We start from the raw sequence: 22575 nt of genomic DNA, 5'->3' as shown, positions 1-22575 counted from the left end.
TATGAAATTAGTATTAGATTAGAATTATTCTAGTGTGATAAATACAGATTGTTTGTATGCACTAGAACAGATTCTAAAAATAGAACCCTTGAGGAGGATTTTTATCATGTCTTTAATCGGAAGTGAAGTAAAACCATTCAGTGCATCAGCATTCCACAACGGAGAATTCGTTGACCTAACGGATGCTAACCTTCGCGGTAAATGGAGTGTCGTATGTTTCTACCCTGCAGACTTTACATTCGTTTGCCCGACAGAACTCGAAGATCTCCAAAACCAATACGAAACTCTCAAAGCGCTTGACGTTGAAGTTTACTCTGTCTCAACAGATACGCATTTCACACATAAAGCATGGCACGAAACATCAGAAACAATCGGTAAAATCGAGTACGTCATGATCGGTGACCCATCACACGTCATCTCACGTAACTTCGAAGTCTTGAACGAACAAGATGGTCTTGCTGATCGCGGTACGTTCATCATCGACCCAGACGGCGTCATCCAAACGGTAGAAATCAACGCAGGCGGTATCGGTCGCGATGCAAGCACGCTCGTCAACAAAATCAAAGCAGCACAATACGTACGTAACAATCCAGGCGAAGTCTGCCCAGCGAAATGGGAAGAAGGCTCTGCAACACTCACACCAAGCCTTGACCTCGTCGGAAAAATTTAAGGAGCGGATTCGCGATGGCTTTAGCACCAGACATTAAAGCACAACTCGCGCAATACCTCGAGCTTCTCGAAGGCGATCTCGTCCTAGCGGTTAGCGCTGGGACAGACGCCGTCTCGCTTGAGATGAGCGCACTCGTCGAAGAGATCGCAAGCATGACACCACGCATCTCCGTCGAGCAGGCAAGCCTTCCCCGGACACCAAGTTTCACAGTCAACCGTGTCGGTGAGACAAGCGGCATCACGTTCGCGGGAATTCCACTCGGTCATGAGTTCACGTCCCTCGTTCTCGCTCTGCTACAAGTCAGCGGTCGAGCACCGAAGGTCGATGCGGACGTCATCAAGCAGATTCAAGGCATTCAAGAAACGTACCACTTCGAGTCGTACATCAGCTTGAGCTGCCACAACTGCCCAGATGTCGTACAAGCATTGAACGTCATGAGCGTCCTCAACCCGAACATCAGTCACACGATGATTGATGGTGCGGCATTTAAGGAAGAAGTCGAACAAAAAGAGATCATGGCTGTTCCGACGGTCTTCGTCAACGGCGAAGCGTTTGGTAACGGACGGATGTCACTCGAAGAAATCTTGGCGAAGCTTGGCACAGGTGCCGATGCTTCTGATTTCGCTGATAAAGATCCATACGATGTCCTCGTCGTCGGTGGTGGTCCAGCTGGATCGAGTGCTGCCATCTATGCAGCCCGTAAAGGCATCCGGACAGGAATCGTCGCAGAACGCTTCGGTGGACAAGTCATGGATACGATGAGCATCGAAAACTTCATCAGCATGAAGTACACGGAAGGACCAAAACTCGTCGCAAGTCTTGAGGAGCACGTCAAGGAATATGGCATCGATGTCATGAACCTGCAACGAGCAACTCGTCTTGAGAAGAAGGACCTCCTCGAGCTCGAGCTTGAGAATGGTGCTGTCTTGAAGACGAAGAGTTTGATCCTTTCAACAGGTGCACGCTGGCGTAACGTTGGTGTCCCAGGCGAACTCGAATTCAAGAACAAAGGCGTCGCCTACTGCCCACACTGTGATGGTCCGTTGTTCGAAGGAAAACGTGTCGCAGTCATCGGTGGCGGAAACTCAGGGATCGAAGCAGCCATCGATCTCGCGGGAATCGTCAAGCATGTCACGGTCCTTGAATTCGCACCGGAACTAAAAGCGGATGCTGTTCTTCAAGAACGCCTCGCTTCTCTTCCGAACGTCACGGTCGTCGTCAACGCACAGACGAAGGAAATCACAGGAACGGACAAAGTAAACGGTATCACGTACATCGAGCGCGAAACGAACGTCGAGCGTCACGTTGAGCTCGAAGGTGTCTTCGTCCAGATCGGTCTCGTACCGAACACGGACTGGCTCGGTGAAACAGTGAACCGTAACAAGTTCGGTGAAGTCCAAGTCGATCGCCACGGCGCAACGAACGTACCAGGCGTTTTCGCAGCAGGAGACTGCACGGATAGCGCATATAAACAGATCATCATCTCGATGGGCTCTGGTGCAACAGCTGCACTGGGTGCTTTCGATCACTTGATCCGGAATTAAACGAAAAGAGCGGAACTCAAACGAGTTTCGCTCTTTTTCTGTTTCAATAGTAGATTTCACCAACGGATGAACAATGAAATTCTTTTGTGATGTGGTGCTTTGTTAAGATGCCTTGCTTCGCGTATGTACCACTGACCGTTACGACCATCGTTTGTCCTGCATCGATTGGTCTACCGACAAATTCAGTTTGCGTCCATCTTCCATCATCGATCGCAAGAGACGTCATCGAAAAGACATCGGATAATCGTTGGCGTTTACTCTGTTCCAAGAGTTCTGTCTCGAAATTCCCGATAATCCGGACTTCGTTTCCACGTTGCGTGCGTTCGAGCGTCCGTTCACTATCCCACTCGAAGCTCGTTTGGACACGTAACGGCTTTAACCGTTTGACTGCTCGTTCCTGAAAACGTTTCGGCGAAACCCAGTCCTCGTCTGCGAATTGATTTGCTGCAAGCAACGTGACGTCCGCATTTTCATGTGTCCGATTTATTTTCTGCACGATTTTTTCATATGCCGCGTAATAACGTTGATGTTGTGTCGTCTGGTCCTTTTCCTCCGATATGACTGGTGACAATGAAGCGAATAAAAAAACAGCTGTCGCGATCTGATATTTCATTAACTTCCCCTTCCTTTCGCTGTTCATTGTACAGAAAAAACAAAAAGTAGATTCAAAAACGACAACCGTTTTGGAGATTTTTTCATTTAAGACTGTATGAATAGATTAAACTCTTTTGGAATTAAGAACGAATGACGACTTTTTAGTCAATCTGACCCCTATAAATAATTCAAAGTTGACACTTTTGACTAGTCCAGTCATCTGATAGATTAAAGCTATCTTAAAATCTATCATAAAGAAGGTTAGCCACATGCAAAAAGCAGCACCGTATTCTAGCACTCGTACTCGCCAGCTCGTCATCACTGCGATGTCAATCGCACTTGTTCTTGTCGCGACACTATTCATCAATATCAAATTGCCAATCGCTTCAAGCGGTGGTCTCGTTCATATGGGAACAGCGATGCTCTTTCTCATCGCGATTTTATTCGGTCCACGGACAGCACTGATTGCCGGAGCAATCGGCATGGGATTATTTGATCTTATCAGTGGATGGACACTCTGGGCTCCATTTACAATCGTAGCTCGAGGGCTCCAAGGATATATTGTCGGACGTATCGCCTGGTCTTCGCGATACAAAGGAGACAATCCAGGCTTAAATATTTTCGCAATGATTGTTTCTGCTCCTGTCATGCTTGCTGTTTACTATGTTTGTGAAGGTATTCTTTACAGCAACTGGGTCGCACCAGTCGCTTCAATTCCAGGAAACATCACACAAAACGTCGTCGGAATCCTCGTTGCGATTCCAGTCGGGATTGCACTGAAGAAAACACGTTTCTTCCGTAACTTCCGCTAAATCAAAAAACCGTCCGGCTCCTCGTAGAGTCGGACGGTTTTCGTTTAGCGAATCGGTTGACCTTGTTCGAGTTCGAGCGTTTTTGCTGTTTCGGCATGGATCTGTTCGAACAGCTCCGGATGTTCAACGAGTGAGATCCCGTAAGACGGAATCATCTCCTTGATTTTTGCTTCCCACGCCGGTAATTCGGACGGGAAACATTTTCCGAGTACTTCCAGCATGACGGGAACCGCTGTTGAGGCACCTGGTGACGCCCCGAGTAAGGCAGCGACAGATCCGTCGGCTGCACTGACGACCTCTGTTCCGAACTGGAGTGTCCCTTTTCCTTGTGGTGTATCCTTGATGACTTGGACACGTTGACCAGCGACGACGACATCCCAGTCTTCTGTCTTCGCATTCGGAATGAACTCTCGTAATTCGTTCATCCGTTGTTCCGTCGACAAGAGGACTTGTTCGATCAGATACTTCGTCAATCCCATCTCTTTAGCTCCCGCAGCAAGCATCGTCAAGACGTTGTTCGGTTTGACAGACGCGATCAAATCAAGATTTGATCCTGTCTTGAGGAACTTCGGTGAGAAGCCAGCAAACGGTCCGAAGAGGAGTGATTTCTTCCCATCGATGTATCGTGTATCTAAGTGCGGTACTGACATCGGCGGTGCTCCGACTTTCGCTTTTCCGTAGACTTTCGCATGGTGCTGTTCGATGATCTCAGGATTTTTACAAACGAGGAATAAACCACTGACCGGGAAACCACCGATTTGCTTCGATTCCTCGATGCCTGTTTTTTGGAGCAACGGCAGACTACCGCCGCCACCTCCGATGAAGACGAACTGCGCCGTATGATGCTCGATCCGGTGATCGCGCTCATTCTTCACTTTGACTTCCCAACCCCCGTCAACACGCTTCAAATCCTCGACACCATGCTGATAGTTGATCGCTACATCGTGTTGTGCGAGATATTCAAACAGGATTCGTGTCAACGCACCAAAGTTGACGTCCGTTCCTGAATCGATTTTTGTCGCAGCGATCGGCTCTGGTGACGTCCGACCGTTCATGATGAGTGGAATCCACTCGGCTAATTTCGCTGGATCCTCTGAATATTCCATTCCCGCAAACAACGGATTCGCTGATAGCGCTTCCAATCGTTTTTTCAGGAATTCGACGTTTTTCGTTCCTTCAACCATGCTCATATGTGGAATCGGCATGATGAATTCTTTCGGATTCGGCAAGACACCTTCCTTGACGAGATGCGACCAGAATTGACGTGACAGTTGGAACTGTTCGTTTACTTTGACCGCTTTACTGATATCGATCGAACCATCGGCATTTTCCGTCGTATAGTTCAGTTCGCATAGTGCGGCGTGACCTGTTCCTGCATTGTTCCACTCGTTCGAGCTCTCTTCCCCGGCACTCGCGAGTTTCTCGAATACCTTGATGTTGATCTCAGGCGCGAGTTCTTTTAATAAGACCCCTAACGTCGCGCTCATGACTCCGGCACCAATTAAAATAACGTCTGTTTTTTTAGGCATACTGCTCATGATATCCTTCCTATCCCCGTTGATATTATGGACTACCTGTCATGAAAAACTTCCCCCTCATGACGACAACTTACCTTTCCATTATAACCCTATCATAGCTTGCACAGAAAGGAACTTCTTTTACATTCAGAAATGTGTAAAAGCGACGATTCAGGTAAGAAGATTTTCGTCAGCCGGCATACAATCAGGCATGACTTTGACGAAAAACGGTAATCATATAACGAAAGTAAAAGGAGGAACACTCATGGCGACACGCTGGATATTCGGCAATCAATTGAATCACGATCTCCCTTTATTGAAGGAAGCAAACAAACAAGACGACGTCATCCTGATGGTCGAAGCGACCTCACGCTCCAAGTGGAAGACGTACCATAAACAAAAACTTGTCCTCGTCTTCTCAGCGATGCGACATTTTGCGGAAGAACTGCGCGAAAAAGGCTTCACCGTCGATTACCGGGAAGCTGATTCGTTCGATCAGGCATTTAAGGCGCACCGGAAAGATCATGATCCGGATCATGTATTCTATACGGCGATCACGGACGAACCGATGCGAAAGGCGATGCACAAGTGGCAAGACGCTTTACCGAAGAAAATCAAGGTCGAGGTCTGTTCCGACGTGCCGTTGTTTTTACTGACACAGGAAGAAGCGGTCGAAGCAATCGGCGACAAGCCCTACAAGATGGACCGTTTTTATCGCAAACTGCGCAAGGAACGAAACGTTCTCATGAACGGCTCCAAACCGATTGGTGGAAAGTGGTCGTTTGACGCCGAGAACCGGAAACCGGCGAAGTCCGGGACGACGTTCCCCGATCCGATTCAGTTTCGTCCCGATCGCATCATAAAGGATGTCATCGACAAGGTCGAACGTGATTTTTCCAATCATCCGGGAGCACTTGATTCCTTCCATTGGCCCGTCACGCGCAAGGAAGCGACGCGGGCTCTTCATCGTTTCATCGAAGAACGACTTGAGACGTTCGGAACGTATCAAGACGCCATGCTGACCGGTGAAGATACGTTATCGCATTCGCTCTTATCAGCAGCAATCAATCTCGGATTGCTGACACCGGAAGAGGTCATTCGTCAAGTTGAAGCCGCCCTCGAAGATCAAGATGCTCCGCTCAATGCGGTCGAAGGTTTTATTCGACAAATCCTCGGCTGGCGCGAGTACATGCGTGCCGTCTATCTAGCCGAGATGCCAGACTATGCTTCCGTCAATGCGCTACGTCATGAAGCGGATTTACCGGACTTTTTCTGGACCGGTAAGACGAACATGAACTGTGTCGCTGAATCGTTACGTCCTGTTGTCGAGCATGCGCACAATCACCATATCCAGCGCTTGATGGTGCTCGGGAATTTCGCTAATCTGTTTGCGATCTCGCCGCAACAGACGGCAGATTGGTTCAACGAGATGTACATCGATGCCTATTACTGGGTCGTCTTACCGAACGTCCTCGGGATGGCGCTTCATGCTGATGGCGGAACGTTATCGACGAAACCGTACATCGCTTCGGCGAATTACATCCATAAGATGAGTGATTATTGCAAGGGATGTCCGTTCCATCAAAAGGACATGCTCGGAGAAGATGCTTGTCCGTTTAACGCCTTGTACTGGGACTTCATCGACCGGCACGAAAAACGGTTCGCTGATAATCAGCGGATGTCGATGATGTATCGGCAATGGGGAAAGCGCGATGCGGACAGCAAACGCGATATTCGAAAGAAAGCGAAAGCACTTCGCAAACAACTGCAGGACGGTGCTTTCGATACACCATAAATCAAGCCGGTCGGATTAGATCCGACCGGCTTGTTTTGGCTTACGCACTTTTTTGATTAGCTGCTTGTTGTTTCTTTTTCCGGAGGTGATACAGTCCGAATAGTCCGAGGAACCAGACCGGTGTCAGCAACAAGGCTGGGCGTGTATCGTCAGCAAACAGCATGACGACGAGAATGACTGCAAACAATCCGAGCACGAGGTAATTGACGAGTGGTGTCAATGGTGCTTTGAATGTCGACGCCGCATGCAATTCCGGATTTTGTTTCTTGTACCGGAGATGACAGACGAGGATGACACCCCAAACCCAGATGAAGCAGATCGCACTGATCGTCGTAACGATACTGAACGCTTGTCCTGGTAACAGTTTACTGAGCAAAGCACCGACTGAGACGACGATCGTTGAGACGAACAAGGCGTTTGCCGGGACATGGTTTTTATTCAACTTCGAGAACTTGTTCGACGCTTGCTGTTGATTTCCCAGGTTATACAGAATCCGGCTCGTCGAGAACATTCCGCTGTTACACGCAGAAGCAGCGGACGTCAGTACGACGAAGTTGATTATTCCTGCTGCGAGTGGAATCCCGATCAGACTAAATGTCTTGACGAACGGACTTTCTGTCGCACTTAATCCTGTCCATGGGTTGATCATCAAGAGGACGAGTAAAGCACCGACATAGAAGAATAAGATCCGAAGCGGAATCTTATTGATCGCGGACGGAATGTTCTTTTTCGGATCCGCTGTCTCTGCTGCCGATACCCCAACGAGCTCGACTCCGACATAGGCGAAGACGACCATTTGGAACGATAGCAAGAATCCAGTAATTCCGTTTGGCATCCAGCCACCATGTGACCAGAGGTTCGAAACTGTCACAGGACCAGCGTCTGTTTTAAAACCGATCGCGAGCAAGACGATTCCGACACCAATCAAAGCAAGGATCGTCACGACCTTGATCAAGGCGAACCAAAATTCGAGTTCACCGAACAATTTAACGGTTAATAAGTTAAAACCAAGTAAAATCAAGAGAGCGAGAACGGCTGGAATCCATTGCGGGATATCAAACCAATACTTGACGTACAGACCGACGGCGATGATGTCCGCCATCGCTGTCATGATCCAACAGAACCAGTACGTCCAACCGGTCACGAACGCGGCACGTGGTCCGAGATAATCTTCTGCGATATCCGTGAGTGACTGATAACCTGCTTTTGACAATAACAATTCCCCAAGTGCGCGCATGACGAAGAAGATCGCGATCCCGACGAGTAAGTAGGCAAAAATAATCGATGGTCCGGCGAGTTGGATCGCTTTACCTGACCCTAAAAACAAACCCGTTCCGATCGTTCCACCAATGGCAATCAACTGTACATGACGATTCGATAAATCCCGTTTTAATCCTTGCTGTTCCAAACCTGAACTCCTCCTTGTGATGGTTTCTCTACGCTTCAGACCGTTCTGTCGGTCCTGAAAAAGAAAAAAGAGACTGGACGAATGTCCAATCTCAACAAAATCAAAGGAATAACCCATACACGCCACTACGACATTCCATGAATGCCTGTCGCTGCATGTGATTACTCTTCTGTCCGTTTGCCTGAGATTGTGAACCCTTCGGCGCCGTGTTGACACGGTCTCTCCAGAAGCTGCTCCTGCCATAGTGTGACCCATGACAATCATAGCTTTCTCTTTATTTGATTATCCGATGCGTCGCTGCATCGATGAATTGTTTCTAATTCTAGTAATCTCGACAGCGTTTGTCAACGCCTTTTTCAAAATGATTTTTCAATCTATGAAAAGGACTTTACCATCTTTTCCAGAAATCATACAGCACCACTTGATCACGAAAGGATGAAACATTCATGTCGACGATTTACTTGATTCGCCACTGTGAAACGACTGGTCAAGCACCGGAAGCCCCGTTAACACCTCGTGGAGAAGAACAGGCGCAACGACTGTGTACGCAGTTATTTGAGCTTCCGATCACACATCTTATTTCGAGTCCGTATCGCCGAGCGCTCGACTCGATTCAACCACTTGCGACTGCTCTGAAACTACCCGTTGCACAAGAAGATGACTTAAAAGAACGACGGTTAAGTGCCGTTCCACTTGACGATTGGCAGGATCATCTTCGTCTAACGTTCATCGATCCAGACTATACGTGTCCTGGTGGTGAATCTAGCCGGATAGCAACTAAGCGCATCACGCGTGTCGTTGAAAAAGCGTTGCAACAGCATGATGGTTCCATTCTCGTGACGCACGGGAATCTGTTATCTTTATACTTGCATTCGATTGACCCTACTTTTGGATTCGAAGAAAGTTTACAGCTGAAGAATCCAGATATTTTTAAGGTGACGCAAGTAGATGATGTAATATCTTTTCAACCAATCGATCTATACTAACGGAGCCTGACTAAAGTACGCATAACGCTTCAACTCTAATACGGTTTGTTCAAAATTAATTTTTTGATCATCAAAGACTTGTATGTAATCGGGGCGTTGTGCAATCGTCATCGTTTTTCCACTACGAACACTTTTTGGTCGACTTAAATTCAACTCATTTTTTTGAGAATACTCCAATAATGCTTGCATACACTGATCTCGATACTCTCTTTTATTTTGACTATCAGCAGCTTCTACCTTTGCTTTTAACATTGATTCTTCTAACTGCCAATAGTGCGGTTGACTATCGTCTCCTTTCCACCAGAATGCCCAAAATCCTCCACGTGCATTTTCAACGCGTCCCCATTTTCCGTTCTTCAATTCTTTTTGCAGATCTCTATAGAATCCTTGCCAAGAGAAAGAATTCCATTCAGTGATTGGTAGTAATTTATAGGATTCTATCGAGGTGTCGATCTGCTTGAGATACTTAAGATAATCGTTCAAAATATCATTGGTCGTCGAATCATCAAGGCCGCTCAGTACTTCGATCATCTTCGTTCGCGTAAATATTTGATATCCTGCTCCTGTCACGTCGGAGTAGTCACCTTGTTCTACGATTTTGTAATAAATCGGTAACGGTTTTAAATGCTTGGTTTTAGAGTGATTTTCGACCATTCGCAAATATCGATTTAATTGATTTGAATGATGACTCGTAAATACTTTGTCCTCAATCATAATGGCATATTTCTCATTGATAATCGCTAATATATCTAGACTATTGAACTGTCTTTTAATACACACACTTTGAATCGATTCGTTTAACTGACAGTTATGAAGATCAAAAACTTCTTTAACAAATACATTCGCAATCGTATGGAGTTGCGGATCGTGACTTCGTGCTCCTTCTTCCGCCCACTTCAATAACCAACATAGAAAAGCATCTTGTGATAGCTCACTTGTGGCATAATCAAAAATATTAGGTTTCAAATGAATACCTCCTTTTATTACAATTATAACCATTTAATTTCCTTTTATTATTCATTTGAAGAATAATAACGAACTCTACTCATTCAATTTGATTATAGATTTCATAAGAACTATCTATTTTACTTCCCTTCGGAACGGCTTTATATTGAATGAATTGATAATAAAGTTAAGTAGTTTTCGATTCATGTATGAAGCGGAACTTCAGAAAAGAAGGGATTTTTATGTCTACCACAAAAAAAGGCTATTTCATGATGATCGTCCTCTGGTTCGCCTATGCGACCTTCGCCATGAACTGGGTCGCGGGTTCGTCTTTGACGCCACAAATCACGGCGCATTTCTTTGGCAATCAGACCGTTGACCCCCTCATCTCACAACTCGTCAACTATTCGATTACGACGGCGCGTGTCTTCGCGAACATTCTCGCTGCGCTCATCTTGATGAAGCTCGGTCCGAAAAAAGCACCGTTGCTCGCATTGTTGTTCCTGATGATGTCGATCGTCGCCATCTATCTGCCGAACTACTGGGCGTATACGGTCGCTCGCATGGTCATGGGACTCGGTGGTTCAATGGTCATCGTCTATATGAACCCGGTCGTAACACGTTACGTTCAAGATCCGGCTGAAAAATTACGCATCAACGCTTTCAATACTGTCTCCTATAACGTCGGTGCATTCGTCGTGTCACTCTTGTTCACCTTGTTCGCTGATCAATTCGTCAGTGACTGGAAACTGACGTTAACGATCTTCGCGAGTCTGACAGCGATTCTCTTCTTCGCATGGTGGATCGGTAGTGAATCGTTCGAGTTGAACGATGCTGCGGACGCGGACGAAACGCCTTACGGTTACGGAGATGCTGTCCGCGATCCGTTCCTTTGGAAATATGCGGTTGCCTTCGGCGGTTTCTTGACGCTCTATATCTTATCGCTCGTCGGCTTGAAACCTGTGTTCGATACGTATACGCAGTTGAACGGTTCGCTCGTCAACCTGTTGGTCTCAGGTGCCGGAATCGTCGGAACGTTCGTCGGTCTACGGATCGGTAACAAAGGAACACCTCGTAAACCGATTCTGTTGATCAGCGGGACGGTCATGATTGCGAGTTTCCTCGTCACCGTCTTGTTCGGAAACATCTCGCCACTCGTTTCGTATGTCTTTGCGTTCATTTCCGGATTTGCGATGTACATCCAGTATCCGATCTTCATGAACTTGGCACACGAACGAAAAGGGATGACACCGCAAAAGATCACCGTCTTATTTGGTCTCTTCTGGGCAATCGCTTATGCGACGCAGACGATCTTTACGATCATTTGGAGTTACGCACTCGGACATGCTGGATATACGGTCTCAATGATCGTCTTCTTCCTCTGCTGTTCCGTGTATCTGTTCTTCACGTTCTTCTTACCAGAAACAAAACCAAAACGGACGGATGCACTTCGAAAATCCGCTTAATCAAGCAACAAGCCCTTCCGAATCACCGGAAGGGCTTATTTTTATGCCTCGTTATGCGCGCCATAACTATGACGAAGAGCAAACAACAGCCGAATCAATGATTCATGATAACTGATGAACCATCCTTCTTCGATTCCGTTAACGATTGCTTCTTCTGTCATCCAAGCGACGCGCTGGACTTCTTCTTCCTGCAGCATCAAAGTCGTCAGATCCACTTCCTGCTCGACGAGATAATAATCGTCAAAACCGATTTCAAACGGGATCGTCAGATGGGGACGGATGCCTGTGAAATCGATATCGAGTCCAAGCTCTTCCGACAGTTCCCGTTGTGCTGCCATCTGACTCGTATCCCCACTAATCGCACTACCCCCGACCGTCACATCCCACATGTTCGGCCAACCAGATTTGAACGGTTGCCGTTGTTGGACGAGCATCTCTCCTTTGGCGTTAAAGACACAGACATGAATCGTCATGTGATAATCGCCGGCTGTATGTGGCGTTCCCCGTTGCCAGAGCCGTCCTGTTTTCTTACGATCTGCTGTGTATACGTCCCACTGTTCCATTCTAAATCCTGCTCCTTTTTAATCAATGAAAGATGTAGAGTTCGAACTTTCCTCCGCCTTGACGCAATCAATCGCGACGACGAGGGCGATCAACAATTCTTCCATCGCTTCATCTTCGACTTCAATGATGTACTGATCGGTCCAAGAGATCCATTTCTTCTGCACGCGACCAATTCGTTGTCCTTGTTGTAAGACCTCAAAATCAACATCCCACCAGTCGCCCGTTACTTCGAACTGATCCGAGTTGATCGTATAACGGTCCTTGAAGAACGTGAACTCTTTAATGATCTCAAACGATTGCCCTGCTGCTTCGACATAAAAGACCGGTCGGAAACTGAACGTCTTCTTCGTGATTTCCGCGACTTCCTCTCCATCTCGGTTCGTCACGCTGAATGACTTCGGAAGTTTCATAAAACTTCCCTCGATGTGATAGGCGTCGTGCCCTGCCTCGTCTTGAATCGAGAATCGTCCACGTAAACTGAACGCTTTTTCTTTCATATAGAGTGTATGCATACCGGTCTCCTCCTTTAATGTATAAGTTCATTTACGCGATCACCGACGGAAAAGATTCAATATCTGGAAATTATCGTTTGTATCCGAACTTTCAGTGGTATCAACTTACATACCACGAATCTACGGGAAAGAAGGAATTTTGATGTCTATCAATACGATTGTTCTCTTCATTTTACTCGCCATCGCCCTGTTGATCATCCTTGTCCCACCGCTTCTCTTTTGGCACGTCTGGCGCGCTGATCGTCGTCAGCAAGAACACGCGGTCCTGCGAAACTTCCCTGTCCTTGGAAAAATGCGCTATATCCTCGAGAACATGGGACCGGAACTCCGCCAATACTTATTTCTCAACAATAACGAAGGGAAACCCTTCTCCCGTAATGAATACAAGACGGCCGTCCTTTCCGGCAAATATCAAAGTCGGATTCTCGGTTTTGGATCGGAACGTGATTTTGAAGAAGCCGGTTTTTATGTACAAAACGCCCTCTTTCCAACGAATCGTCAGGAATTACGCATCGACCAGTCGGAACGTGTCGACACACACATCTATCAGATTGACCGCGATGAACTATTTACACGTAAAGAACATCTCGTTGCGAAGCAAATTTCACCGTATCTCTTGAAAATGGAGGATGCACCAGTCATTGGCGCAACGACATGTCGACACCCTTATCAAATCCAAGGACTGATTGGTCAATCAGCAATGAGTTTTGGAGCGCTCGGTGACCGTGCCATTACCGCGCTCTCGATCGGACTGGGTCGCGCCAAAGGGAGCTGGATGAATACCGGGGAAGGCGGGCTATCCGATTTTCATCTAAAAGGTGACGTCGACATCATCTGTCAGATTGGTCCCGGTCTGTTCGGTGTCCGAACGGAAGACGGTGACTTTTCGTTCGATGAGTTCCAGAAAAAAAGTGAGTTACCGCAAGTCAAAGCTTTCGAACTCAAGCTCGCTCAAGGAGCTAAGACGCGCGGTGGTCACCTCGAAGGATCAAAGGTCACAGAAGAGATTGCCGCTGTCCGGAAGGTCAAAGTCGGTGTCGGCATCGATAGTCCGAACCGCTTCAACGAATTCACGACACCAGAGACGATGCTCGACTGGGTCGAACGTCTACGTGAGATTGGCGGAAAACCGGTCGGAATCAAAGTCGTCGTCGGTAATCTTGAAGACATGCGGCAGTTGATTGCTTATATGAAAGAATCCGGACGTCATCCGGACTTCATGACGGTCGATGGAGGTGAAGGAGGGACAGGCGCGACGTTCCAAGAACTCGCGGATGCTGCAGGTCTACCACTTTTTTCCGCCTTACCGTTCGTCCACCAACTCCTGACGGAAGCTGGTTTACGCGACAAGGTCAAAGTGTTTGCGTCCGGTAAGCTGATCAGTGCCGATAAGATTGCGATCGCTCTCGCCCTCGGTGCCGACTTCGTCAATATCGCACGTGGTCTGATGTTTAATGTCGGCTGTATCCAAGCGCAAGTCTGTCACACGAATCACTGTCCGGTCGGTGTCGCGACGACCGACCCGAAGCTGCAAAAGGCGCTAATCGTCGACGAAAAAAGTTTCCGCGTGACGAACTACATCATTTCGTTACGAGAAGGTCTCTATAACCTGACGGCGGCAGCAGGACTCGTCTCGCCGACGGAACTTCGACCCGAACACGTCATCTATAAGGACGAAGCCGGACACCTGATTCCGGGGCCGGACTGGATGGCACGGCATATGATGGATCGCTCTCTTTCCTCACGGTAACGAATAGCACTCACTTGCACTTTTTAGCCAGAGCGCTTAAAGTGTATAGTTGATGAAATTCTTTAACCACACATGTGCATTACCTTAAGGAAAGGGTTTAATATACTATGAAAAAGAACTTTTGGCAGGACTTACCACGACCATTTTTCGTCTTAGCACCGATGGAAGACGTCACCGACGTCGTCTTCCGCCACGTCGTCGCAAAAGCGGCGCGTCCGGACGTCTTCTTCACGGAATTTACGAATACAGAAAGCTATTGTCATCCGAAAGGCAAGCAGAGCGTCCGCGGACGTCTCGAGTTCACGGAAGATGAACAACCAATGGTTGCTCACATCTGGGGCGACAAACCAGAATATTTCCGCGAAATGAGTATCGGCATGGCAGAGATGGGGTTTAGCGGGATCGACATCAACATGGGCTGTCCCGTCCATAACGTTGCTGTTAACGGTAAAGGCTCCGGTTTGATCAATCGTCCGGAAGTCGCAGCTGAACTGATCCAAGCTGCAAAAGCGGGCGGTCTCCCGGTCAGCGTCAAAACGCGTCTCGGTTATACGAAGGTCGAAGAGTGGCACGATTGGTTGCGCCACATCCTCGAGCAAGATATCGCGAACCTCTCGATTCACCTCCGGACACGTAAAGAGATGAGTGCCGTTCCAGCGCACTTCGAATTGATTCCGGAAATCAAGAAGTTACGTGATGAAATCGCACCACAGACGTTACTGACGATCAACGGGGATATCAACGATCGCCAACACGGTCTTGAACTCGTCGAGAAATACGGTGTCGACGGTGTCATGATCGGTCGCGGGATCTTCCACAATCCGTTTGCATTCGAAGTCGAGAAAAAAGAACATTCGAGCCAAGAACTCCTCGATTTGTTACGTCTCCAGCTCGATCTGCACGATCATTACTCGGCTCAATTCGAGCCCCGTCTCTTCAAGCCATTACGCCGGTTCTTCAAGATTTACGTCCGCGGATTCCGCGGTGCGAGTGAACTGCGGGTCAAATTGATGGAGACGAACTCAACGGACGAAGTGCGTGCTTTACTCGACGCTTTCGTTGAAGAAGAAGGGATTCACGAGGTCAACTCGTTTTCAATCTAACAACAAAGCACGCCTCCTCGTATTGAGGAAGCGTGCTTTTTCGTGTCACCAGTGTTCGATAGTTTGACGTGTATCTGCACACCATTGTTCAAAATCAGACTGATGCGTCAGCGACAGGAAACGCCGTTTGCCGAGTCGCCGATCGAGCCGTGCGATGCCGCGGATGAAAGGATGTGGATGAACGAGCGCTTGTTCAAACGCAAGGTTCGGGTACTGCAACAAGTCCTGTTGCATCTCGTAGTTCTCCATGTACCCGTCTTGTTTGACCTGTCGTTCGATCTCAGCGGATAACGCATGCGACTGCTTCAACCAGTCGGACTGCCATAACGATCCGGCTGGTTTTTCCGGTAACTGTGCAGCTTGTAATGCATAACGCCGCTCGACTTCCCGCTCGAAGTGAAAGTCGTCTGCTCCGAGAATCTCTTCTCCGTCAAACGTCATCCAGACGCGACTAGGACTGTCTTGAATCCGGTAGACGGCTGCATGAAAAGCAATCCGTCCCTGTAACGACGGGGCAAGCAGTTGCTCGACCCGTTTTTTAATGATGGAAAACTGCACGCAATCCGTCCTTTCCGTCCGGCTAATCTAATCAGCCGTTCTTCATATGAAACGATTCCGCAAGCGTAAACGTCAACTCTTTTAACTCGAGACCACCGAGTGCAAAGTAGAGTTTTAAATAGTTGTGTGGGTTGAAGACGAAGACGTCCTTCGTCTGACTGACCCACTCGCCGTTCGTTCCATTGAAGGTGAAGGTCGCAACCGGCATGTTGTTCGCAAACAATGTCACTGGCATCTGCGCCAGTTCACCAGCATTCGAACGTGCCGTCAACGTGACCTGATACATCCCTGTCTCTTCCGCCGTGACAGCGAAGACATGACTGCTGCCTGTTGTCGTCACGACGTCCGTTAACGGGAACGCATCCCCACTGACGAGGCGTTGGTGCGAGACTGCTTGCTCTTCGAGCGTCTCTTCTTCGATCGGTGCCCCGAGGACCTCGACAGGTGACGCCGTTCCCATCACGCGATCCATGACCGGTGACCGGAGTAAGAACTGACAGATGTTCGCAGCACTGCGCAGTAACTCGGAACGTCGAAGTGTTCCGTCGGCGAGAGCAGTCAATGTATCATCCTCGAACGGATTCGTTCCCGGTTCGCCGACGACCATATAGAGATCGTTTTGCGAACGGACCATCGTCGCCGTTTGCTGACGGTTTGCTTCCAAACCTTCGGCGTTGATTTTCGCCCACCAGTCGGTCATGACGATTCCGTCAAAGCCCCATTCATCACGCAAAATACGTGTGTTCTGATCATATAAGCCGGCAGTCCAGATGCCATTGACGGCACCATACGTTGTCATGATCGAGTAGGCTTTCCCGTCCTTGACGGCCATCTCGAATCCTTTCAGGTACAACTCACGTAACGCCCGTTCTGATACGATCGAATCCAGATCATGTCGGTGAAACTCTTGGTTGTTGGCACTGAAGTGCTTCAACGTTCCCGTCACACCAACCCGGTGCATCCCATCAAGCTGTGCCACTGCCATTTTTCCAGTCAGATACGAATCTTCCGAGAAATACTCGAAGTTCCGTCCATTGAGTGGATGGCGGTGAAGGTTCATCCCGGGTCCAAGCAACGTATCGATCTCGTTCTTCCGTAACTCAAGACCTGTCATCTCAAATAGATCGGCGATCAACGTCGTGTTGAACGTCGAAGCAAGCAACGTTCCGTTCGGTAACGAGAAAGCTTTCGTTCCGATGTCCATCCGGATCCCAGACGGACCATCTGCACAGCAGCCTGCTGGAATACCGAGCGCTTCGAGTTCTGTCGTCACGCCACCGAAGGCGCCCGCCGTTCCCGGTGTAACGCGCGGTGAGTTCATCCCTTCACCTCGGACGATTGCCGCGAGATCCGCATCCGTTAATTGATCGAGGAACGTCTCGAGCGTGACACGTTCTTCTTTGACGTCGCGTAATTTCCAACCGGCATCTTCCGTCTGCGTCCGTTCAACGGGACGCTCCTGTTGACGACGTTGTTCCGGCTCGATTGTCCGCAGTGGTGTTGCTTCATATGTTACCGTATATCCCGTTTCGGTCGCTTGCGGTTTGATGCGTTCAAACGCCGTCACCGGTGCCATGTTCTCCGTTAAGACGTCCGTGACGTCAAGCGTCTCGACGGAATAGCTTGCGACTGGAACCGCCGACCGGACGTCCGTTCCGAGATAGAGCTGATACGTGCCGGGTTCGACGACATAAGACGACTTATGCCCGGTAACGCCACTATCGTCATAACTCGCAAACGAGGCGAACGGTACGACGAGTGTGAAAGACTCTTGTTCGCCTGGTGCGAGTTCTTTTGTCTTGCCGAACGTAACGAGTTGACGCGTTGGGTTCCCAAGTTGTCCTTGTGGTTTCTCGAGGTATCCTTGTACGACTTCCTTCCCGCTCGTCTGACCGGTATTCGTCACCGTCGCCGTAACCGTCCAAGCATCAGCTGACGTCGTCACGTCTGTCGTAAGGTCAAACGACGTATACGATAATCCATAACCGAACGGATACAAGACCGCTTCCGGTGCGAACGTCTCGAAGTAACGGTACCCGACATAGATGTCTTCTTGATACAACGCGCGATCGGCATGACCGAAGTATGGTGTCGACGGATAATCATCGAGTGAACGGACGATCGTATCCGGTAGTTTCCCAGACGGCGAGACGCGGCCGAGCAAAAGATCACTCAGTCCAGTTCCGCCTTCCATCCCTCCTTGCCACGCGTAAAGGACAGCACTTGGCGCTGTCTCTTCGACCCAGCGCATATCGATGATATTCCCGACGTTCAAGACGACCACAGTTTGTTTGAAGTGTGTCGTCACGAGTCGGAGCATCTCCCGTTCCGTCTCCGTTAAAAAATAACTCCCTGGATCCGCTGTATTGTCGCGGTCTTCCCCAGCCGTACGACCAATCATGATCAAGGCAACATCGGAGTCAAGCGCTGCTTGCTGAACGAGTGTCGCGTCAAGCGGCATCTCTTCTTGCGACCACGGCTCGGCTGCCCAGCCTTCACCTTGGTCAAACGGATGGTCTTCAAGCCACGTCTCGTACGCCTTGAGGACGTCTGCATTCAGCGTTACGTCTTCGCGTAGCATATCGAGCGGACTGACGACGTTCGTGACGTTGACCATTCCGCCTGATCCCGTACCGCTTTTATAGTAGTTGAACTGATTACGTCCGAAGACAGCGACCGTCGATGCGGGTTGTAACGGGAGTACACCATCATTTTGTAAGAGGACCGCCCCTTCCGCGACGGTTTGTCGAGCGAGTTTTGTATAGGCTTGCCAATCGAGCGTGTATGTCATGCGTCATCCACCTTTGTTAGTTAGTTTGAGAAAAAAGTCGTTTTAAGTCTTTCGCGATTTCGTCTAAGCTGTCCTCGGCTTGCGGATACAGACCGAGTTTATCAAGAAAGGCATGTTCCATCCCGCGGTAATGGAGATAGCGGGTCTTGACGCCGGCGCGTGCGAGCTTTTTCGCATACGCTTCCCCTTCAAGACGTAAGTAATCAAACTCTCCTGTAATGACGAGTGCCTCTGGTAGATCGTCGAGTGTCGCGAACAACGGAGAAATCCTCGGATCCTTTGCGTCACTTGTTTGAACGTACCACTGCTCGAGGACACCCTCTTCATCTTGCAGCGACAAAATGATCCGTTCGAGTAGCTCCGGTTCCGTTTGTCGGTCATACGCTTCAAGCGTCCAATCATATTCCGAATTCGGATGTTCGCCGACATTAACGACCGGATAATACAAGACTTGATAGCGGATATACGGCGTCGGACGCTCGCGGTCGAGCAAACAACAGACCGTCGCTAAGTTCCCACCGGCACTATCACCGGCGACAGCAATTGCACTTGGATCAATCCCAAGTCGATCAGCGTGTTCGACTGCCCAATCGATCGATGCATGACAATCCATAAGCCCTGTCGGAAACGGATGCTCTGGCGCCAATCGATAACCAACGGACAAGACAGCGACGTTCCCTTTATCGGCTAATGCTTTACACGGATTCTCGACCGTCTCGAGCGTACCACCGAAAAAACCACCGCCATGGAAATAGACGACGAGCGGGAGTTGACGCGCCGCTTTCGGACGATACAGCCGTGCTTCGATCGTGGTACCGGGTCTTGGGATCGCGAGGACATCCGTTGAGATTTGCCGAGTCGTCACGTCTTCGTTGTCCCAGCCCATGCCGGCACGCGCCAGTTCGACTGGCGACGCCCCTTCTGGAATCGAGACCGATGGACGCTGCGTGAGGACGACCTCACGGACACGCGGATCGAGTGTTCCTGGAGTCGAGACGTCAGGAATCGGCTTATCGACGATTTCAAGTCCGTCTTGATGGATGGATGAACGATTTCGTAACGTCCGCAGTAAGTCTTGCATCGATGCAGTAGACAAATGAATCGCTTCCTTTCTAGTCAAACCGTTATCGAAAGCGCTTTCGATAACGGTTAAAAAAATTTCGAATGCCTCTTTTTTTAAAAAGAGACCGCTTACATCACAATATACCTGTCTTTGATAGCAGAAGCAAATGTTTCACCTAAAAAAATCAGCGCAGTCGCCTGCGCTGATCCTCATCGTAATTGTTCTTGGGAAACGATCGTAAAGCCATCGATGACCGTGTCTTCCTCGACCTCGATCAACAGGCATCGTTTCCCTTGATAGTTGACTTGTTTGACGTACTTCAAGTCTTGCGGACTGATCGCGATATTTGCGACCTTCGTATTGATTTTAATCGATTTCGCTTCATAGTTCGGGACGATGTTACTTGCCTTCATCTCGTATGTCGGATCGTCAACGACCGTCTTGAACGCCCGTTCGACCTGCTCCGTGCTGACGTCTTCGACACCGCTTGCCTTGAGGACACGCTCGACTTCCTGAACGTCGAGCATCGGTACTTCTTCTTCATCCTGATCCTCTTCGACGACGATCAACTGGTTGATGTTTTCATAGACACCAGCTAACGTCTTCGTATCCATCGATTCACCGACGACTGATTTGACGATTTCCTCGAAGATCGCTTTATCCTCATCTGCCGTGACGATCGGTTGACCGTTCAAGACGTTTTCAAGGAAGCCAAAATCTGGTTTATTCGGCTTGCCCGCCGCATACAGGACATGATTGACGTCTGCTGCATTGTCGGTGAAGGTCGGGAAGAGGAATCCACCAATCGGGGATGCCAGTTTGATGACCGGATTGATGAATAAGTTCGACTTGAATTCGCGTTCGACAAAATCAAAGACGAGCGATTGTTTCGGTAACTCCGTCAAGTTAAGGCTACCGAGGATGAACGGTGTCGTATAGACGTCGTCATTTGGATCGATCTCTGTCTCATCTGCTTGGCGCTTCGTCGTTTTATAGTATTGTCCGCGAATGAACGTGACGACGAGGTCGTTCTCGTACTGGACGTCCTGAACCATCTTCAGCGCCATCGTCTGCATCTGTTCGACCCAGTCCTCCGGCTCTTCCGCATACAGTCCTTCATAAAGAAGCTGTTGCGTATGACCCGTCTCCCCTTCTTCCGGATGCGTGAACTTGACCTCGAATAGCTTGACGTCGAGTTTTCCACCTAATACTTTTTTGAAGTTCGCGAGGAACAGTTCCTGTTGCTCCGGATCAAGCAATGGAAACGGTCGGGCTTCCTCATAATAGATTTCGCTCGTCTCTTTTCGGATATAGACGTTGTAGATTTCATGGATTTTTAGTAAATCGGCATCCATCTTGAAGTGACGACGGATGTCGGCGATGTCTTTTTTATTCATGCATACCAGCTCCTCAAATCATTAAAATCCTGCTTCCTGAAAAGCGTACCATATGCGAGATGAACCGACATCTTTTAGAAAATCAATGCGCACGGAACGAATACGCGCGTGTGACAGGATTAACGATTTCATATTCATATTCCTGGTGGGCAGCACGAGCTTGCGCGATGCAATTATCTAGTTCTTTTGTGTTGAAATAACGTTGTGCTTCCGTCAACGTACCACTTACGACTAAAAAGATACCGAACACGATCAACCATCCTCTGATTCGTTCGTTCATGATGTAGTCCCCTTTCTTCTCCACCTAAATCCTAACATCAGACCCTTCAATATAATGACAAAAGTTTAATTTTAATAACATTTACACGATATTCATTTTCTCCTAAATGAGTGATGCCATACTAAAAATTGTGAAGGGTGTCTTCACATCACATCATCTCGTCTCATACATAGGAGGAATGACACGTGTTCAAAGCCATCAAGTCCATCGTCATCACTACGCTCGTCTGCCTGACCGCTTTCCAATTCGATACGACGTCTGTTTCCGCGTTACCATCGGGCATCTCATCGAAAGCGACGGCCCAGTCTCAACTCGATGCCTTAACGGTTAAAACAGAAGGCAGCATGACCGGTTATTCGCGTGATTTGTTCCCGCACTGGAGCAGTCAAGGAGGCGGCTGTGATACACGACAAGTCGTCTTAAAACGTGACGCTGATTCATATGTCGGATCGTGCCCCGTTACATCCGGTTCTTGGTATAGTTACTATGACGGACTGACATTCACGAATCCGTCTGACCTCGACATCGATCATGTCGTACCGCTTGCGGAAGCATGGCGCTCAGGAGCAAGCAGCTGGACGACGACAACACGTCAAGCGTTCGCAAACGATTTGACAGGTCCACAATTGATTGCTGTCTCTGCAAGCTCGAACCGTTCAAAAGGGGACCAGGATCCGTCGACATGGAAGCCGACACGGGCAGGTGCGAGCTGTGCTTACTCGAAGATGTGGATCAATACGAAGAGCCGCTGGAACCTCAGCTTACAGTCGAGTGAAAAAACAGCTCTACAAACGATGTTGAACACATGTACATACTAAAA

The 22575-nt window shown here is 48.7% G+C and carries 20 protein-coding genes and 1 riboswitch; of the genes, 9 read left to right on the top strand and 11 right to left on the bottom strand.

What is annotated here, in order from left to right:
• Nucleotides 1-106: 106 nt before the first annotated feature.
• Nucleotides 107-670: an alkyl hydroperoxide reductase subunit C gene (gene ahpC / locus KNQ08_RS13520; protein WP_023469815.1), complete on the top strand. Its 564-nt coding sequence runs from the start codon at nt 107-109 to the stop codon at nt 668-670.
• Nucleotides 671-684: 14 nt separating this feature from the next.
• Nucleotides 685-2214, top strand: coding sequence for an alkyl hydroperoxide reductase subunit F (gene ahpF / locus KNQ08_RS13515; protein ID WP_050678558.1), 1530 nt, complete (start codon nt 685-687; stop codon nt 2212-2214).
• Nucleotides 2215-2257: 43 nt separating this feature from the next.
• Here ahpF and KNQ08_RS13510 read toward each other — a convergent pair whose 3' ends face one another.
• On the bottom strand, nt 2258-2827 hold the full coding sequence (locus KNQ08_RS13510) for a hypothetical protein (RefSeq protein ID WP_214806127.1): 570 nt from the start codon (nt 2825-2827) through the stop codon (nt 2258-2260).
• A 250-nt stretch (nt 2828-3077) separates the two neighbouring features.
• On the opposite strand from KNQ08_RS13510, the gene KNQ08_RS13505 reads away from it, so the two are divergent.
• On the top strand, nt 3078-3620 hold the full coding sequence (locus KNQ08_RS13505) for an ECF transporter S component (RefSeq protein ID WP_069940113.1): 543 nt from the start codon (nt 3078-3080) through the stop codon (nt 3618-3620).
• A 44-nt stretch (nt 3621-3664) separates the two neighbouring features.
• Here the strand turns inward: KNQ08_RS13505 and KNQ08_RS13500 are convergent, their stop codons facing one another.
• The gene (locus KNQ08_RS13500; protein WP_214806126.1) at nt 3665-5158 is read right to left on the bottom strand and encodes a malate:quinone oxidoreductase; all 1494 of its coding nucleotides are present in this window, start codon (nt 5156-5158) and stop codon (nt 3665-3667) included.
• A 244-nt stretch (nt 5159-5402) separates the two neighbouring features.
• On the opposite strand from KNQ08_RS13500, the gene KNQ08_RS13495 reads away from it, so the two are divergent.
• Entirely contained in the window at nt 5403-6932 is a 1530-nt protein-coding gene (locus KNQ08_RS13495) for a cryptochrome/photolyase family protein (RefSeq protein ID WP_214806125.1), read from the top strand.
• A gap of 40 nt (nt 6933-6972) precedes the next feature.
• Here the strand turns inward: KNQ08_RS13495 and KNQ08_RS13490 are convergent, their stop codons facing one another.
• The gene (locus KNQ08_RS13490; RefSeq protein WP_050678563.1) at nt 6973-8340 is read right to left on the bottom strand and encodes an amino acid permease; all 1368 of its coding nucleotides are present in this window, start codon (nt 8338-8340) and stop codon (nt 6973-6975) included.
• Nucleotides 8341-8499: 159 nt separating this feature from the next.
• A riboswitch (glycine riboswitch) is annotated at nt 8500-8577 on the bottom strand.
• Between the two features lie 209 nt (nt 8578-8786).
• On the opposite strand from KNQ08_RS13490, the gene KNQ08_RS13485 reads away from it, so the two are divergent.
• Entirely contained in the window at nt 8787-9326 is a 540-nt protein-coding gene (locus KNQ08_RS13485) for a histidine phosphatase family protein (RefSeq protein WP_214806123.1), read from the top strand.
• Here KNQ08_RS13485 and KNQ08_RS13480 read toward each other — a convergent pair.
• Nucleotides 9318-10292, bottom strand: a complete 975-nt coding sequence (locus KNQ08_RS13480; protein ID WP_214806121.1) for a PD-(D/E)XK nuclease family protein — start codon at nt 10290-10292, stop codon at nt 9318-9320. The two genes, KNQ08_RS13485 and KNQ08_RS13480, sit on opposite strands and share 9 nt — an antisense overlap.
• A 221-nt stretch (nt 10293-10513) precedes the next feature.
• Here KNQ08_RS13480 and KNQ08_RS13475 point away from each other — a divergent pair, with 221 nt between their 5' ends.
• Nucleotides 10514-11737 (top strand): MFS transporter, encoded by a 1224-nt coding sequence (locus KNQ08_RS13475; RefSeq protein WP_050678565.1) that lies wholly within the window; start codon nt 10514-10516, stop codon nt 11735-11737.
• Nucleotides 11738-11778: 41 nt separating this feature from the next.
• Here KNQ08_RS13475 and KNQ08_RS13470 read toward each other — a convergent pair whose 3' ends face one another.
• Nucleotides 11779-12300, bottom strand: coding sequence for an NUDIX hydrolase (locus KNQ08_RS13470; RefSeq protein ID WP_214806120.1), 522 nt, complete (start codon nt 12298-12300; stop codon nt 11779-11781).
• Between the two features lie 18 nt (nt 12301-12318).
• A complete protein-coding gene (locus tag KNQ08_RS13465; RefSeq protein ID WP_047394907.1) occupies nt 12319-12813 on the bottom strand; it encodes an LURP-one-related/scramblase family protein in 495 nt (164 codons plus the stop codon).
• A 142-nt stretch (nt 12814-12955) separates the two neighbouring features.
• Here KNQ08_RS13465 and KNQ08_RS13460 point away from each other — a divergent pair, with 142 nt between their 5' ends.
• Both KNQ08_RS13460 and KNQ08_RS13455 read left to right on the top strand, forming a co-directional pair.
• Complete coding sequence (locus KNQ08_RS13460; RefSeq protein WP_214806119.1) at nt 12956-14563, top strand: FMN-binding glutamate synthase family protein; 1608 nt, start codon at nt 12956-12958, stop codon at nt 14561-14563.
• 107 nt (nt 14564-14670) lie between these two features.
• Nucleotides 14671-15666 carry a tRNA dihydrouridine synthase gene (locus tag KNQ08_RS13455; RefSeq protein WP_029343007.1) on the top strand — a complete coding sequence of 332 codons (996 nt, stop codon included), beginning with the start codon at nt 14671-14673 and terminating at the stop codon, nt 15664-15666.
• Nucleotides 15667-15711: 45 nt separating this feature from the next.
• Here KNQ08_RS13455 and KNQ08_RS13450 read toward each other — a convergent pair whose 3' ends face one another.
• From KNQ08_RS13450 to KNQ08_RS13430, 5 genes are all read right to left on the bottom strand, one after another.
• On the bottom strand, nt 15712-16224 hold the full coding sequence (locus KNQ08_RS13450; RefSeq protein ID WP_214806118.1) for an SF0329 family protein: 513 nt from the start codon (nt 16222-16224) through the stop codon (nt 15712-15714).
• A gap of 31 nt (nt 16225-16255) precedes the next feature.
• Nucleotides 16256-19015 carry a glycoside hydrolase family 3 protein gene (locus KNQ08_RS13445; RefSeq protein WP_214806117.1) on the bottom strand — a complete coding sequence of 920 codons (2760 nt, stop codon included), beginning with the start codon at nt 19013-19015 and terminating at the stop codon, nt 16256-16258.
• A 16-nt stretch (nt 19016-19031) separates the two neighbouring features.
• On the bottom strand, nt 19032-20111 hold the full coding sequence (locus tag KNQ08_RS13440; protein ID WP_251133719.1) for an alpha/beta hydrolase: 1080 nt from the start codon (nt 20109-20111) through the stop codon (nt 19032-19034).
• A gap of 176 nt (nt 20112-20287) precedes the next feature.
• A complete protein-coding gene (locus tag KNQ08_RS13435; protein ID WP_214806116.1) occupies nt 20288-21475 on the bottom strand; it encodes a DUF4317 domain-containing protein in 1188 nt (395 codons plus the stop codon).
• Nucleotides 21476-21557: 82 nt separating this feature from the next.
• On the bottom strand, nt 21558-21755 hold the full coding sequence (locus tag KNQ08_RS13430) for a hypothetical protein (protein ID WP_214748953.1): 198 nt from the start codon (nt 21753-21755) through the stop codon (nt 21558-21560).
• Nucleotides 21756-21952: 197 nt separating this feature from the next.
• On the opposite strand from KNQ08_RS13430, the gene KNQ08_RS13425 reads away from it, so the two are divergent.
• Nucleotides 21953-22573, top strand: coding sequence for an HNH endonuclease family protein (locus KNQ08_RS13425; protein WP_029343013.1), 621 nt, complete (start codon nt 21953-21955; stop codon nt 22571-22573).
• Nucleotides 22574-22575 lie beyond the last annotated feature (2 nt).

Origin of the sequence: Exiguobacterium sp. s46 (genome assembly GCF_018618875.1) — a bacterium.
Classification (GTDB): domain Bacteria; phylum Bacillota; class Bacilli; order Exiguobacteriales; family Exiguobacteriaceae; genus Exiguobacterium_A; species Exiguobacterium_A abrahamii.
Note: the sequence above shows the minus strand (reverse complement) of the source record. Positions and strands in the feature narration are given on the sequence as shown.

Bases quoted from the DNA above. Each gene is read 5' to 3' on its own strand.
- ahpC (WP_023469815.1), top strand. From the start codon at position 107: ATGTCTTTAATCGGAAGTGAAGTAAAACCATTCAGTGCATCAGCATTC.
- ahpF (WP_050678558.1), top strand. From the start codon at position 685: ATGGCTTTAGCACCAGACATTAAAGCACAACTCGCGCAATACCTCGAG.
- KNQ08_RS13510 (WP_214806127.1), bottom strand. From the start codon at position 2,827: ATGAAATATCAGATCGCGACAGCTGTTTTTTTATTCGCTTCATTGTCA.
- KNQ08_RS13505 (WP_069940113.1), top strand. From the start codon at position 3,078: ATGCAAAAAGCAGCACCGTATTCTAGCACTCGTACTCGCCAGCTCGTC.
- KNQ08_RS13500 (WP_214806126.1), bottom strand. From the start codon at position 5,158: ATGAGCAGTATGCCTAAAAAAACAGACGTTATTTTAATTGGTGCCGGA.
- KNQ08_RS13495 (WP_214806125.1), top strand. From the start codon at position 5,403: ATGGCGACACGCTGGATATTCGGCAATCAATTGAATCACGATCTCCCT.
- KNQ08_RS13485 (WP_214806123.1), top strand. From the start codon at position 8,787: ATGTCGACGATTTACTTGATTCGCCACTGTGAAACGACTGGTCAAGCA.
- KNQ08_RS13475 (WP_050678565.1), top strand. From the start codon at position 10,514: ATGTCTACCACAAAAAAAGGCTATTTCATGATGATCGTCCTCTGGTTC.
- KNQ08_RS13470 (WP_214806120.1), bottom strand. From the start codon at position 12,300: ATGGAACAGTGGGACGTATACACAGCAGATCGTAAGAAAACAGGACGG.
- KNQ08_RS13465 (WP_047394907.1), bottom strand. From the start codon at position 12,813: ATGCATACACTCTATATGAAAGAAAAAGCGTTCAGTTTACGTGGACGA.
- KNQ08_RS13460 (WP_214806119.1), top strand. From the start codon at position 12,956: ATGTCTATCAATACGATTGTTCTCTTCATTTTACTCGCCATCGCCCTG.
- KNQ08_RS13455 (WP_029343007.1), top strand. From the start codon at position 14,671: ATGAAAAAGAACTTTTGGCAGGACTTACCACGACCATTTTTCGTCTTA.
- KNQ08_RS13445 (WP_214806117.1), bottom strand. From the start codon at position 19,015: ATGACATACACGCTCGATTGGCAAGCCTATACAAAACTCGCTCGACAA.
- KNQ08_RS13435 (WP_214806116.1), bottom strand. From the start codon at position 21,475: ATGAATAAAAAAGACATCGCCGACATCCGTCGTCACTTCAAGATGGAT.
- KNQ08_RS13430 (WP_214748953.1), bottom strand. From the start codon at position 21,755: ATGAACGAACGAATCAGAGGATGGTTGATCGTGTTCGGTATCTTTTTA.